Below are 14,374 nucleotides of genomic sequence, written 5' to 3' on the forward strand. Positions count from 1 at the left end.
GTAACACCGGTTGCTGTCCTGCAGCATTGCAGCGGGAAGAGTAAAATCGAGGCTGTCGTTCACGCGCCCTGCGGCGCTTGCGGCGTCCTCGTACCCTTTTCCCCATCATGTCCGACGATTCCTGTAGTCCCTCTCCAGCGACCACGCCTGTGGCGCCTGCGCTCACCCGCGCCAAGGTCACCTCGCAGATCCTGTCCACCGCCTTCTATACCTTCGTGGTCTACCTGGCCATCGGCATCCCGATGGCAGTGCTGCCCGGCTATATCCACGTCGATCTGGGCTATAGCTCGGTGATCGCCGGGCTGGGCATCAGCGTGCAGTATTTCGCCACCTTCATCAGTCGCGCCAACGCGGGACGCATGATCGACACCGTCGGCGCCAAGCAGACCGTCATGCGCGGCATGCTGCTGTGCACCGGCAGCGGCGTGCTGCTGCTGGTGGCGGCGCTGGCGCAGCCGCTGCCGTTTCTCAGCCTGGTCCTGCTGTTCGTCAGCCGCGCCCTGCTGGGCCTGGGCGAGAGCCTGGTCGGCACCGGCGCCATCATGTGGGGCATCGGTCGCGTCGGTGCCGAGAATACGGCCAAGATGATCTCCTGGAACGGCATCGCCACCTATGGCGCGCTGGCCATCGGCGCACCGCTGGGCGTGGTGCTCGACCGTTCGCTGGGCTTTGCCACGATCGGCATGGCCAGCGCCGCGCTGACGGTGCTGGGCTACCTGCTGGCGCGCAGGGGCCCGATGGTGCCGGTAATCGCCGGCGAGCGCCTGTCGTTCAAGCTGGTGCTGCGGCGCGTGTTTGCCTTCGGCATGGGACTGGCCTTCGGGACCATCGGCTTCGGCTCGATCGCCACCTTCATCACGCTGTATTACGCCGACCATCAATGGGGCAATGCGGCCTTCGCGCTGACCGCATTCTCGAGCGCATTCGTCGGTTCACGCCTGCTGTTTGCCAATGCCATCAATCGCTTCGGCGGCTATCGGGTGGCCATCGTCAGTTTCCTGACCGAGGCAGTGGGCCTGGTGCTGCTGTGGGTCGCCACCGGGCCCGAGGTCGCCATGCTCGGCGCGGCGCTGACCGGTTTCGGTTTTGCGCTGGTGTTTCCGTCGCTGGGCGTGGAAGCGGTCAAGGTGGTGCCGGCGGCCAACCGGGGTGCGGCACTGGCGGCCTATTCGGTGTTTCTCGACCTGGCGCTGGGCTTCACCGGCCCACTGGCGGGCCTGATCGTGGGGCAGTTGGGCTATCCGCAGGTGTTCCTGTTTGCGGCCATCGCGGCACTGGGCGCGGTGGCACTGACCCTGTCGCTGTATCGCAGCGCCCAGCAAAGCGCCTGACCGTCGCGCAGGAGCGCTATCCGATGGGGCCGATAGCATCAACGCTATCGGCCCCATTGGTATTTTCAAGGGCGATGTTCGTTGAAATACGGAACGGTTACCCCATCTGTGAAGTCATCACAGCAGCGCAAAAAGCAAGTCGCTGGGCGATTTGCAATAGAATCGCGATGTCCGTCACCCACACATCCCCAAGGAGAGAAGAATGGCAAAGAAGAACGTAGCTGCCCCCGCGATCAATATCGGCATCAACGACAAGGATCGCAAGAAGATCGCCGATGGCCTGTCCAAGCTGCTGGCCGACACCTATACGCTCTACCTGAAGACCCACAACTTCCACTGGAACGTGACCGGCCCGATGTTCAACACGCTGCACCTGATGTTCGAAGGCCAGTACACCGAGCTGGCGCTGGCGGTGGACCAGATCGCCGAGCGCATCCGCGCCCTGGGCTATCCGGCACCAGGTACCTACAAGGACTTCGCCCGCCTGTCGTCGATTCCCGAGGCCGACGGCGTGCCCAACGCGCAGGAAATGATCGCCCAGCTGGTGACCGGCCAGGAAGCCGTCACCCGCACCGCCCGTTCGATCTTCCCGGCCGTGGATGCCGCCTCCGATGAGCCCACCGCCGACCTGCTGACCCAGCGCATGCAATTGCACGAAAAGAATGCGTGGATGCTGCGCAGCCTGCTGGAAGGCTGATCGAACCGCATCACCGCGTCATCCCGATGCTGCCCCGCCTTACCGGCCGGGCAGCATTTTTTTCGAGACATCACGGGCGATACAAGGCGGCCAGCTCGCGCGTCTTGCGCTCGCCCTCCGGGACCAGGTAGACACTGCTGATGACGGCCACCATGTCGGCCCCCTGCGCCACCAGCGGCGGCGCATTCTCGAGCGTGATGCCGCCGATCACCACCACCGGCAGCGGGACCTCGCGCTTGGACTGGGCGATGATGGCGGGTTCGGTACGAAAGTCGTATTGCTTCACGCGCGACGGATAGAACCCGCCAAAGGCGACATAGCTGGCGCCGTCGTTCCAGGCCGCATGCGCCAGGGCCAGCGTGCCGTAGCACGAGGCGCCGACGATCCGGTCGGGCCCGACCAGCCGCCGCACCTCGGCAATCGAGGCGTCGGTGCCGCCGACGTGGATACCGTCGGCCTCCAGCGCCAGGCACAGATCGACATGGTCGTTGATGACCAGCGGCACGCCATGGCGACGGCATGCCGCCAGCAGCGCCGCCGCCTGCTCCAGGCGCCGTGCGGGCGAGGCGCTCTTGTGGCGGTATTGCACCAGTGCCGCGCCGGCCCCCAGCGCCAGTTCGGTGGCATCGATCAATTGCTGCGTGTCGTCCCAGTCGGGGGTGACGATGTACAAGCCGCGCAAGTGCTTGGCGTATGCGGGATTCATGCTGTTCTCCTGCCGCTCAGGCGGCGTCAAAAAGGGCCACGCGCGCGGGAATGCGCTGCCCCGGCGCGATCGCATAGGAACTCGACAGGCTGTGCTGGGTGTAGCGCTGCGCCAGCGCGATGGCGTCGTGCATGCCCAGGCCGCGCGCCAGGCACGCCGCCAGCGCCGCGGCCAGGGTGCAACCGCTGCCGTGGAATTCATCGGCCAGGCGCGGCCACTGCCAGCGGCCCAGCTCGTCTGCGGCGTCGCCGCCATACCAGCGATTGACCACATCCTGCTGCAGCGGGCCATGCCCCCCCTTGAGCAGGACTTGGGCGCAGCCGCGCTGCAACAGGGCCCGCGCCTGCACCTGTGGCGCGCCGTCGCCGCACAGGCGACGCGCCTCGTCGAGATTGGGCGTGATCACCGTGGCCAGCGCGAACAACGGCTCCAGCACGCGCACGGCGTCGTCGGCCGAGAGCTGGTCGCCGCGGCCATTGGCCAGCACCGGGTCGAGCACCACCGGCAGATCCGGATCGCGGGCGCGCAACTGGCCGATCAGGGCGGCGATCGCTTCGGCATTGGCCAGGCTGCCGGCGATGCCCAGCTTGACGGCGGCGATATCGAAACGGTCGATCAGCACCTGGGCCTGGTGGCGCACCAGCTCGGGTGGCACCGGATGTACCGCGAAGACGACCTCGTTGTGCTGCACGGTGAGCGCGGTCGGCACCGACAGCGGATGGCAGCCGAGCGCGCTGATGGCCGGTATATCGGCCTGCATGCCGGCGCCACCGCTGGGATCGGAACCCGACAACACCAGCACGCAGGGCGGCGTGCTGCGATAGCCTTGCGCGCTCATGCCACCCGGCCGGCCATCGGCGAGGACGGCGACGCGCTGAACTTGCGCGCCATGCGCCCGGCCAGGAAAGCCTCGCGCCCGGCCTGCACCGCCAGCTTCATGGCGTGCGCCATGCGCACCGGATCGCGCGCGGCGGCGATGGCGCTGTTCATCAATACGCCATCGCAACCCAGTTCCATGGCAATGGCCGCGTCCGAGGCGGTGCCCACGCCGGCATCGACCAGCACCGGCACCCTGGCCTGCTCGATGATCAACGACAGGTTCCATGGATTGAGAATGCCCATGCCAGAACCGATCAGGGAGGCCAGCGGCATCACCGCGGCCACCCCCAGGTCTTCCAGCATGCGTGCCTGGATCGGGTCGTCGCTGCAATAGACCATCACATCGAAGCCGTCCTTGACCAGCACCTCGGCCGCCTTCAGGGTTTCGGGCATGTTGGGAAAAAGGGTCTTCTCGTCGCCCAGCACTTCCAGCTTGACCAGCTGCCGACCGCCCAGCAGCTCACGCGCCAGTTGCAGGGTATAGATCGCGTCCTCGGCGTTGTAGCAGCCGGCGGTATTGGGCAGGATCGTGAATTGCGACGGCGGCACCGCGTCCAGCAGGCTGGGCGCGTTGGGGTCCTGGCCGATGTTGACGCGGCGAATCGCCACCGTGATGATCTCGGCGCCGCTGGCGATGGTGGCCGCGCGGGTCTGCTCGAGGTCCCGGTACTTGCCGCTGCCCACCAGCAGGCGCGAGCCGTAGGTGGTACCGGCGATGGTCAGGCCCGGGTCCTGCTGCAGGGCTGCAGTGTCGTTCATGTTCATGTGCATGTCCTTTGAAAAATGCGCCACCGGGATCGGCTCAACCGCCGCCGATGGCCTTGACCACATCGACCTGGTCGGCCTCTTCCAGCAGGTGGTCGTTCCACTGCGGAGTCGGTACCACACGGCGGTTGACCGCCACCGCCACCGCGCGGCCACCCAGCTCGAGGAGCTCGATCAGGTGCGCTACGCTGCGGCGGTCGGCATCGACCAGATGCGGCTTGCCATTGAGTTCTATGCGCACGTTCATGTCACTGTTTCGAATAGATCTCGGCGCCCATCTTGACGAACTCGACCGCCTTGACCTGCATCCCCTGCTTCAGGGCCTCGATCTCGGAGATGCCTTGCTGGTCGGCATACTCGCGCACTTCCTGGGTGATCTTCATCGAGCAGAAGTGCGGGCCGCACATCGAGCAGAAATGCGCCACCTTGGCCGAGTCCTTGGGCAAGGTCTCGTCGTGGAACTCGCGCGCCTTGTCCGGATCGAGGCCGATGTTGAACTGGTCTTCCCAGCGAAACTCGAAGCGCGCCTTGGACAGGGCGTTGTCGCGGATCTGCGCCCCCGGATGGCCCTTGGCCAGGTCGGCCGCATGGGCCGCGATCTTGTAGGTGATGATGCCGTCCTTGACGTCGACCTTGTTGGGCAGGCCCAGGTGTTCCTTGGGGGTGACGTAGCACAGCATGGCGGTGCCGTACCAGCCGATCTGGGCCGCGCCGATGCCGGAGGTGATATGGTCGTAGCCGGGAGCGATGTCGGTGGTCAATGGGCCCAGCGTGTAGAACGGCGCCTCGTGGCACTGTTCCAGCTGCAGGTCCATGTTCTCCTTGATCAGGTGCATCGGCACGTGGCCGGGGCCTTCGATCATCACCTGCACGTCATGCTTCCAGGCAATCCGGGTCAGCTCGCCCAAGGTCTTGAGCTCACCCAGCTGTGCTTCGTCGTTGGCGTCGTAGATCGAACCCGGGCGCAGGCCATCGCCCAGGCTGAAGCTGACGTCGTAGGCCTTCATGATCTCGCAGATATCCTCGAAGTGTTCGTACAAGAAGGATTCGCGATGGTGCGCCAGGCACCACTTGGCCATGATCGAACCGCCGCGCGAGACGATCCCTGTCATGCGCTTGGCCGTCAGCGGCACGTATTGCAGGCGCACACCGGCGTGGATGGTGAAGTAGTCCACGCCCTGCTCGGCCTGCTCGATCAAGGTATCGCGGAAGATTTCCCAGGTCAGGTCCTCGGCACGGCCGTTGACCTTTTCCAGCGCCTGGTAGATCGGTACGGTGCCGATCGGCACCGGCGAATTGCGGATGATCCATTCACGCGTCTCGTGGATGTTCTTGCCGGTCGACAGGTCCATCACGTTGTCGCCGCCCCAGCGGATGGCCCAGGTCATCTTCTCGACTTCCTCGCCGATGGAAGAGGTCACGGCCGAGTTGCCGATGTTGGCGTTGATCTTCACCAGGAAGTTGCGGCCGATGATCATCGGCTCGACCTCGGGATGGTTGATGTTGGCCGGGATGATGGCGCGCCCGCGTGCGACCTCGTCGCGCACGAACTCGGGCGTGATCTCGGCCGGGATCGAGGCACCGAAAGACTGCCCCGGATGCTGGCGCCCCATCAGGTCGGACAGCTTGGCGCCCATCGGGCCGGAGGCCTTCAACTGCTCCAGGTACTCGCGCCGGCGCAGGTTCTCGCGGATGGCGATGAACTCCATCTCGGGGGTGACGATGCCGCGGCGCGCATAGTGCATCTGCGACACGTTGCCGCCGGCCCTGGCGCGGCGCGGCTTGCGGTGCAGGTTGAATCGCAGCTCGGCCAGCGCCGGGTCGGCCAGGCGCTGGCGGCCGTATTCGGAACTGGGGCCATCGAGTTCCTCGGTATCGTCGCGCTCCAGGATCCAGGGAAGGCGCGGGGTCGACAGGCCGGCCCGGATGTCGATCTTGACGTTCGGGTCGGTATAGGGGCCGGAGGTATCGTAGACCGTGATCGGCGGGTTCTTTTCGGCGCCGAACATGGCCGGGGTATCGGATTGGCTGATCTCGCGCATCGGCACGCGGATATCGGCGCGCGAACCCTGGACGTAGATCTTGCGGGAATTGGGCAGTGGCTGGATCGCTGCCTCGTCCACCGTGGCGGTGGCGGACAGAAACTTGGGATTGGCATTCATTTTGGCTCCTTTGCGGTTGGCTCGGAGCCAGCAAAGGAGGTGTCGGAAGAGAGCGCACCACCAGCCCGGTAGGCCATGCGTGGTGCGTCTTGCTGCCGGTTGCTTCCCTTCGCTGGCATTATCCAGATCAGGTTCAAGGGTATTTCTCACCCGGCCAGCCGGTTGCGGCTGCCAGGACCCCTAGCGGTACGACGGTCATGCGTGCTGCTTGTCGTGGGCCGGATTCTACACTTCTGCCCCGATCCCGCAAGCGATATCGCGCAGGTTTGCAGCGCGGCAACATGGGCCCGATGGCGCTGGCGCGCCACGGGCGGCCCGGCTCCCTTATAATGGACGGTTTCGCAAAAACACACGTCAAATCATGGAATTAGCCAAGTCGTTCGAGCCTGCCGAGATTGAGAAATTCTGGCGCGAAGAGTGGGAAAAGCGCGGATACTTCGCCGCCACCACCGCCCCCGAAAAGCCTTCGTTCGCGATCCAGTTGCCGCCGCCGAACGTCACCGGCACGCTGCACATGGGCCATGCGTTCAACCAGACCATCATGGATGGCCTGACCCGCTACCATCGCATGCGCGGTTTCAATACCGCCTGGATCCCGGGCACCGACCACGCCGGCATCGCTACCCAGATCGTGGTGGAGCGCCAGCTCGATGCGCAGAAGGTGTCGCGCCATGACCTGGGGCGCGAGAAATTCGTCGAGAAGGTATGGGAGTGGAAGGAAAAATCCGGCTCCACCATCACCGGCCAGATGCGCCGCATGGGCGCTTCGACCGATTGGGATCGCGAATATTTCACGATGGACCCGAAGATGTCCAAGGCCGTCACCGAGGTCTTCGTGCGCCTCTACGAGCAGGGCCTGATCTATCGCGGCAAGCGCCTTGTCAACTGGGACCCGGTGCTGGGCACGGCCGTGTCCGACCTGGAAGTGGTATCGGAAGAAGAAGACGGCTCGATGTGGCACATCCGTTATCCGCTGGCCGATGGCAGCGGTCACATCACGGTCGCCACCACCCGCCCCGAGACCATGCTGGGCGACGTCGCCGTGGCGGTCGATCCGACCGACGAGCGCTATGCCGCGCTGGTGGGCAAGATGCTGGCGCTGCCGCTGGTGGGCCGCGAGATCCCGATCATCAAGGACGAATACGTCGACAAGGAATTCGGTACCGGCTGCGTCAAGATCACGCCGGCGCATGACTTCAACGACTACCAGGTGGGCGCCCGCCACGACCTGGAAAAGATCAGCATCCTGACGCTCGACGCCAGGATCAACGACAACGGCCCCGAGAAGTACCGCGGCCTGGATCGCTTCGAAGCGCGCAAGCAGATCGTCGCCGACCTCGACGCGCTGGGATTGCTGGAACTGGTCAAGCCGCACAAGCTGATGGTGCCGCGTGGCGACCGCACCGGCGTGGTGATCGAACCGATGCTGACCGACCAGTGGTTCGTGGCGATGAGCAAGCCCGCGCCCGAAGGCACCTACTTCCCAGGCAAGTCGATCGCCGAGACGGCACTCGAGAAAGTGGCCTCGGGCGAGATCAAGTTCGTGCCCGAGAACTGGAGCAACACCTATAACCAGTGGCTCAACAACATCCAGGACTGGTGTATCTCGCGCCAGTTGTGGTGGGGCCACCAGATTCCGGCCTGGTACGACGACGACGGCAAGATCTATGTCGCCCGCACCGAAGCCGAAGCGGTGGCGCAGGCCGGCGGCAAGCCGGTCAAGCGCGACGAAGACGTACTCGACACCTGGTTCTCGTCGGCGCTGGTGCCGTTCTCGACCCTGGGCTGGCCCGAGGAAACACCCGACTACAAGCTGTTCCTGCCGTCGACGGTGCTGGTGACCGGCTTCGACATCATCTTCTTCTGGGTGGCGCGCATGGTCATGATGACCACGCACTTCACCGGCCAGGTACCGTTCGACACCGTGTACGTGCACGGGCTGGTGCGCGACGGCAGCGGCCAGAAGATGTCCAAGTCCAAGGGCAACACGCTGGACCCGATCGACCTGATCGACGGCATCGGCGTGGATGAACTGGTGGCCAAGCGCACCGTGGGCCTGATGAACCCGAAGCAGGCCACGGCCATCGAGAAGGCCACCCGCAAGGAGTTCGCCGATGGCATCCCGGCCTTCGGCACCGACGCCTTGCGCTTCACGTTTGCGTCGTTGGCAACCCTGGGTCGCAACATCAACTTCGACCTGAACCGTTGCGAGGGTTATCGCAACTTCTGCAACAAGCTGTGGAACGCCACCCGCTTCGTGCTGATGAACACCGAAGGCCAGGACTGCGGCTTCGATGGCCACGTCAAGGGCGTATGCGACAAGGAACAGTTGCAGTTCTCGCAGGCCGACCGCTGGATCGTGTCGCTGCTGCAGCGTACCGAAGCCGAGGTCGAAAAGGGCTTTGCCGACTATCGCTTCGACAACATCGCCACGGCCATCTACAAGTTCGTCTGGGACGAGTATTGCGACTGGTACCTGGAAATGGCCAAGGCCCAGATCCAGAACGGCAACCAGGCGCAGCAGCGCGCCACCCGCCGCACCCTGCTGCGGGTACTCGAAACGGTGCTGCGCCTGGCCCACCCGGTGCTGCCGTTCATCACCGAGGCCCTGTGGCAGAGCGTGGCGCCGCTGACCGATCGCAAGCCCGATGCGGCCGGCGACTCGATCATGCGCCAGGCCTATCCACAGCCGGACCTGGACAAGATCGACGCCGAGGCCGAAGCCTGGATGGCGCAGTTCCGCCTGCTGACCGACGCCTGCCGCAACCTGCGTGGCGAGATGCAACTGGCGCCGTCGCTGCGCGTGCCGCTGATCGTCGAAGCCGCCGACGCCGCCTCGGTACAGTCGTTCCTGCCGTACCTGCAAGGGCTGGTGCGCCTGTCCGAGACGCAAGTGGTGAGCCAGTTGCCGGAGTCGCCGGCGCCGGTGGCCATCGTCGGCGACATCAAGCTCATGCTCAAGGTCGAGATCGATGTTGCCGCCGAGCGCGAACGCCTGGGCAAGGAAATCACGCGCCTTACCGGCGAAATCGCCAAGGCGCAAGGCAAGCTGTCCAACGAAAGCTTCGTGGCGCGCGCCCCGGAAGCGGTGGTGGCCCAGGAGAAGGAACGCCTGGCCAACTTCGGCGCGACTGTGGACAAGTTGAAAGAGCAGTTGGCGAAGCTGAAGTAATCATTGTCTCGCCGTGGCCCAGGGCCGTCGTCCTCCACGGGACGGCGGCTTTTTTATTGCCTGGCGGGCGGCCGTTTTCCCGCTTGCCCAAACCCCCACCGTTGTCTACACTGATCCCACAAAATTAGAACAATCGTGCTTTTATCAAATAACGATATTGATCGGAGACAACCATGACCCAGCGCACCCCCATCCATTGCCTCGTATTGCTTGGCAGCCTGTTGACCTCGGCCTGCGCCCTGGCCGACGGCTCGCCGGTGGGCCTATGGAAGAACATCGACGACGCCACCGGCAAGCCCAAGGCGCTGGTGCGCATCACCGAGAGCAATGGCGAGCTGTCGGGCAGGATCGAGAAGCTGTTCCGGGCACCGGACCAGGACCAGAACCCGTTGTGCGAAAAATGCGAGGGCGACCTGAAGGGCCAGCCGATCATCGGCCTGACCATACTGAGCGGACTGAAGAAGGATGGCGACGAATACAGCGGCGGGCAGATCCTCGATCCGGCCAATGGCAAGCTCTACAAGAGCAAGCTGACGGTGCAGGAAGATGGCAGGAAGTTGAACGTGCGCGGTTACGTCGGCATGCCGATGCTGGGTCGCTCGCAAACCTGGATCCGCGAGGACTAGCCGGCATATCGTTGCATGTGGCCGCGCGTCGTTGCAAAGCGGTGCATTGCCGGATTGCAAGCGTTGCCCTGGTTCGCGAATCTTGCTAGTCTGACCGTGGGGAAGCGAGCCGGATCAGGCACGCTATCCCGGCCGCAAGGCCGGGGATGAAGGTCGGGCAGGGTTGCCATCGCGCAGCCCGGGGGAGTCCAGATGCAACCATACGTTCGCTTGGCCATGTCATTGGCATTGGCCGCCGTCTTGTCGCTTCATGCATCGGCACAGGTCGATGCCGCAGAGGTAACCGTTGCCTTTGCCGGCCCCCTGGAAGACCCGGACGCCCTCAGCGCGGCCCAGGCCACCCAGATGGCCTTCGACGAGATCAATGCGCAACCGGCACGTGGCGGCGCGCAGCTCAAGCTGATGCTGCAAAACGACAAGGGCGATCCACGCACCGCCGAGTTCGTCGCCCATTACCTGGCCAAGACCGATGCGCTGGCCGTCATCGGCCACTGGACCAGTACCAACAGCATCGCCGTGGCGCCCATCTATACCGAGGCGGGCTTGCCCCAGTTGGCGCCGATCGCCTGGAGCAAGCGCTTCTCGGCGCTACCGGGCGACAATCATTTCCAGGGCGTCGGCAACAATGACATCGCCATGAACCAGGCCTTGCAGTACCTGGTACCGCGCCTGGGCGTGCGCCGGATCCTGATCATCGACGATCGCTCCATCCTGGGCGCAGAGATGGCCGATGCGTTCGACAAGTATGCGCAGCAGGCCGGTCTCGAGATCCTGCGCCAGTCGGTCAGCAACCAGACATCTGATTTCAACGCGCCGTTGATGATGGCGCGCCAGAAGCATCCGGAGCTGATCCTGTTTACCGGCATCGGCGCCCAGACGGTGACCATGGTGCGCAGCCTCAAGCGGCTCAAGCTCCAGGCCGCGCTGCTGCTGACCAGCCCGGTCGTCAATACCGAATTCCTGCAAAAGACCGGCCTGACCGACGAAGTCGTGTATGCCATCGCCCCGGGTGCGCCGGTGGAAAGCGCCGGGCGCATGGAGGCATTTCGCAAACGCTATGCCGAGCGCTTTCGCAGCGAAGCCTCGTCTTCGGCGGGATTCGCCTACGACCTGGCCTATATGTTCGCCGCCGCGCTGCGCCGCTCCGGCGAACCCGACCGTCGTCAGCTGGTGCGGGCGTTGCGCGAGGTAAGCCATGATGGCGTCAACCAGACGATCGCCTTCAACCCGGACGGCACCCTGAAACATCCCATCTACACGCTCTACCAGGCCACGCCGCAACGCTGGCTGGTGCGCAGGACCGTCAAGGCAAGCGACTAGCATGCCCCGGGCGGGTCCGCCCAAATGCCGTCGCGTCCGCCATTGTCATCATCATTGCGAGGTGATCCTCATGCTGCCCTATCGCTGGTTCGTCGCCTGTCTTGTTTCGCTCACGATGCTGGCGCCGGTGGCGGCACAGCAGCCGCCCGAGCTGGTCATCGGCTTCGTCGGCCCCATGGATGATCCGGACGCGTTCGGCGGCGCATCGGCGGCGCAGATGGCCATCGATGAAATCAATGCCAGCCAGGCGCGCGGTGCGCCCCGGCTGCGGCTGCTGATCCAGAACGACAAGGCCGATGTACGGGTGGCCGAGCACATCGCGCGTTACCTGGTCAAGACCGATGCCATTGCCGTGATCGGACACTGGACCAGTACCGCCAGCATCGCCGCCGCCCCGATCTACACCGAGGCCGGCATGGCGCAGCTGGCCCCCATTTCATGGAGCAGCCTGTTCTCGAAACTGCCCGGGCGCAATCACTTCCAGGGGGTGGGCAGCGATGACATCGCCATGCGCCACACGCTGCAATACCTGAGCACACGGCTGTCGCTCAAGAAAGTGATGGTGATCGACGACCGCGCCGTGCTCGGGGTGGCGATGGCCGATTCGTTCGAGAAATATGCGCGCGCGTCCGGCATCGAAGTGCTGCGCCAGTCGGTCAGCACCCAGACCTCCGACTTCAACCCGCCGCTGCTGCTGGCGCGACGGGAGCGTCCCGAGCTGATCGTGTTTACCGGGCGCGGCGGCCAGAGCGCGGTGATCGCGCGCAACCTGAAACGATTGGACATCACCGCCAAGTTGCTGTTGACCGGCCCGGTCGTGTCGAGCGAGTTCCTGCAAAAGACCGGTCACACGGATGAAGACCTGTACGCCATCGTACCGGGACTGCCGAAGGAAAATACCGGAAAAATGGAAGCCTTCCGCAAACGCTACGTCGCGGCATTCGACCGCGAACCCGCACCGTTCGCCATGTTCGCCTACGACAGCGTGTACATGATGGCCGCCGCCATCGGCCGGGCCGGTGTGCCCGAACGCGCTCGTATCATCGCCGCGCTCAGGGAGGTCAGCCACAATGGGCTCATGCAGCAAATGGCGTTCAACCAGGATGGCACGCTCAAGAACCCCGTATTTACCCTCTACCAGACCGAAGCGGGCCGCTGGACGATGCGCCGGCTGATCAAGGCGGGCAACTGAGACGGCGGGAAATCATTGCACGGGTGCGGCTGGCGGCTTGCGCTGCGCCACCAGGCGATCCAGCACACGCGCGAACGCGCGGCCATCGGCGGTACTGAAGGCCGCGGGGCCGCCGGTCTCGACGCCGCTGCTGCGCAATTCTTCCATGAAGTTGCGCATGCCCAGGTGCTGGCCGATATTTTCGCGGGTGTACATCTCGCCGCGCGGATTAAGCGCATTGGCGCCTTGCTCGACCACTGCCGCGGCCAGCGGGATGTCGGCGGTGATGACCAGGTCGCCGGCCTCGACCAGGCGCACGATCTCGTTGTCGGCGACGTCGAACCCGGCCGGTACCACGATGGATCTGATGTACCGCGAAGGCGGTGTACGCAGGCCGCGGTTGGCCACCAGCGTGACGACGATGCCGGTGCGCTCGGCAACCCGGAACAGCATGTCCTTGATGACGCCGGGACAGGCGTCGGCGTCGACCCAGATGTTCATTGCAATGACTTGGAACCGGTCGCCATCTGCCCCGTCAGCGCAGATGGCGTACCCGGAATCGGTTAGACAAAGGCCACCGTCAAGCCCGGCAACGTCACGCTCGAGAACGCCGAGACCCAGGTCTGGCCGGCCTCGATCGGCAAGGCGTCGGTCCAGGTACCGGTGGTGATGATCTCGCCTGCCTGCAGGCGCCTGAAGCGCGACTGCTTCTGCAGCAACTGGTGCAGGTGCCATAGCGCATGCAGGGGGCTATCCATCTCGTCGTTGCAGAATCCGGCCGCGCGCAGCACGCTGGAGGACTCGGTATTGCACGACAGCGATACGGTGGCGCTGGCCAGTATCTGCGGCAGGTGATGACGGGTCGCCGACGACAGTACGTGCGGCTCGCCGATGATCAATGTGCCATGCAGGCCGAACGCGGCGATCGAGTCGGCGACGGTGAATTCCCATTTCTCGAACGGGCACACCACGATCTCGAAGCCGTGCGCCATCCATTCCAGGCAATCGGCCAGTTCGTCCAGCGAGGCGTTGGGCGCAGGCGTCTTGCCCAGCTTGAAGACGATCTCGGGTTCGATGCGCGGCTGCATGGCGCCAGCCAGCGATTGCAGGCCATGGTTGTCGTCGGCAAAGCGCACCGTGGTGTCGAACACCGGCGACCAGATCGGGGTACGCGCATCATCGGTGATGCCGTAACGCGACCACGACTTGCGCACCGAAAAACCGATCTTGCGACCGATCGGCTGTTCGCCCTGGGCCACCCGGATGTTGCGAATGCTGTGGGCGATGTCGTAGGCGTCCTCGATGGACAACGTCTCGACCTTGGAAATGAGGGGGATGAGCCGGGAATTGGCCCGCGCATCGAGCAGTTGATGGGCGTAACGGCTTGCTTGGCTCGACATTAGCATGACTGGCTCACATCGAAAGATAGTGAATAGCTATCCATTGTCGATGACGATTAGTTTTTGCACAAGTAAAAACTCGCCTTTATACGATGCCGCCGTCACACGATGACGACCAGGAATTGCCATCCAGTCAAGTTTTTCG

The 14,374-nt window shown here is 64.4% G+C and carries 13 protein-coding genes and 1 riboswitch; of the genes, 6 read left to right on the plus strand and 7 right to left on the minus strand.

Annotated features, from left to right (window positions below; translation table 11 throughout):
* The first annotated feature begins 107 nt into the window (after positions 1-107).
* A complete protein-coding gene (locus PMI40_RS16190; RefSeq protein WP_008117441.1) occupies positions 108-1,331 on the plus strand; it encodes an MFS transporter in 1,224 nt (407 codons plus the stop codon).
* A gap of 202 nt (positions 1,332-1,533) precedes the next feature.
* Complete coding sequence (locus PMI40_RS16195; protein WP_008117444.1) at positions 1,534-2,028, plus strand: Dps family protein; 495 nt, start codon at positions 1,534-1,536, stop codon at positions 2,026-2,028.
* A gap of 70 nt (positions 2,029-2,098) precedes the next feature.
* Here PMI40_RS16195 and thiE read toward each other — a convergent pair whose 3' ends face one another.
* From thiE to thiC, 5 genes are read right to left on the minus strand one after another with little or no spacing between them, the layout of a single operon-like run.
* Positions 2,099-2,734 (minus strand): thiamine phosphate synthase, encoded by a 636-nt coding sequence (thiE, locus tag PMI40_RS16200; RefSeq protein WP_008117446.1) that lies wholly within the window; start codon positions 2,732-2,734, stop codon positions 2,099-2,101.
* Positions 2,735-2,750: 16 nt separating this feature from the next.
* Entirely contained in the window at positions 2,751-3,572 is an 822-nt protein-coding gene (locus PMI40_RS16205; protein WP_008117448.1) for a hydroxymethylpyrimidine/phosphomethylpyrimidine kinase, read from the minus strand.
* Entirely contained in the window at positions 3,569-4,378 is an 810-nt protein-coding gene (locus tag PMI40_RS16210; RefSeq protein WP_008117450.1) for a thiazole synthase, read from the minus strand. The genes PMI40_RS16205 and PMI40_RS16210 overlap by 4 nt, the downstream gene beginning before the upstream one ends.
* 37 nt (positions 4,379-4,415) lie before the next feature.
* Positions 4,416-4,625 (minus strand): sulfur carrier protein ThiS, encoded by a 210-nt coding sequence (gene thiS / locus PMI40_RS16215; protein ID WP_008117452.1) that lies wholly within the window; start codon positions 4,623-4,625, stop codon positions 4,416-4,418.
* Between the two features lies 1 nt (position 4,626).
* Positions 4,627-6,540, minus strand: a complete 1,914-nt coding sequence (gene thiC, locus PMI40_RS16220; protein WP_008117453.1) for a phosphomethylpyrimidine synthase ThiC — start codon at positions 6,538-6,540, stop codon at positions 4,627-4,629.
* 87 nt (positions 6,541-6,627) lie between these two features.
* A riboswitch (TPP riboswitch) is annotated at positions 6,628-6,732 on the minus strand.
* Between the two features lie 169 nt (positions 6,733-6,901).
* Between thiC and PMI40_RS16225 the strand changes: the two genes are divergently transcribed.
* The 4 genes from PMI40_RS16225 to PMI40_RS16240 all read left to right on the plus strand — a co-directional run bounded on the left by PMI40_RS16225 (position 6,902) and on the right by PMI40_RS16240 (position 12,850).
* Entirely contained in the window at positions 6,902-9,712 is a 2,811-nt protein-coding gene (locus PMI40_RS16225; protein ID WP_008117454.1) for a valine--tRNA ligase, read from the plus strand.
* A 173-nt stretch (positions 9,713-9,885) separates the two neighbouring features.
* Complete coding sequence (locus PMI40_RS16230) at positions 9,886-10,338, plus strand: DUF2147 domain-containing protein (protein WP_008117455.1); 453 nt, start codon at positions 9,886-9,888, stop codon at positions 10,336-10,338.
* A gap of 192 nt (positions 10,339-10,530) precedes the next feature.
* A complete protein-coding gene (locus PMI40_RS16235) occupies positions 10,531-11,658 on the plus strand; it encodes a branched-chain amino acid ABC transporter substrate-binding protein (protein WP_008117456.1) in 1,128 nt (375 codons plus the stop codon).
* 70 nt (positions 11,659-11,728) lie between these two features.
* Positions 11,729-12,850, plus strand: coding sequence for a branched-chain amino acid ABC transporter substrate-binding protein (locus PMI40_RS16240; protein ID WP_008117457.1), 1,122 nt, complete (start codon positions 11,729-11,731; stop codon positions 12,848-12,850).
* Between the two features lie 12 nt (positions 12,851-12,862).
* Here the strand turns inward: PMI40_RS16240 and PMI40_RS16245 are convergent, their stop codons facing one another.
* Positions 12,863-13,330 carry a YaiI/YqxD family protein gene (locus PMI40_RS16245; protein ID WP_008117458.1) on the minus strand — a complete coding sequence of 156 codons (468 nt, stop codon included), beginning with the start codon at positions 13,328-13,330 and terminating at the stop codon, positions 12,863-12,865.
* Positions 13,331-13,392: 62 nt separating this feature from the next.
* Positions 13,393-14,235: a 2-keto-4-pentenoate hydratase gene (locus PMI40_RS16250; protein WP_008117460.1), complete on the minus strand. Its 843-nt coding sequence runs from the start codon at positions 14,233-14,235 to the stop codon at positions 13,393-13,395.
* Positions 14,236-14,374: the final 139 nt, after the last annotated feature.

It is taken from the genome of Herbaspirillum sp. YR522, assembly GCF_000282575.1.
In the GTDB taxonomy this organism is placed as follows: Bacteria; Pseudomonadota; Gammaproteobacteria; order Burkholderiales; family Burkholderiaceae_D; genus Herbaspirillum.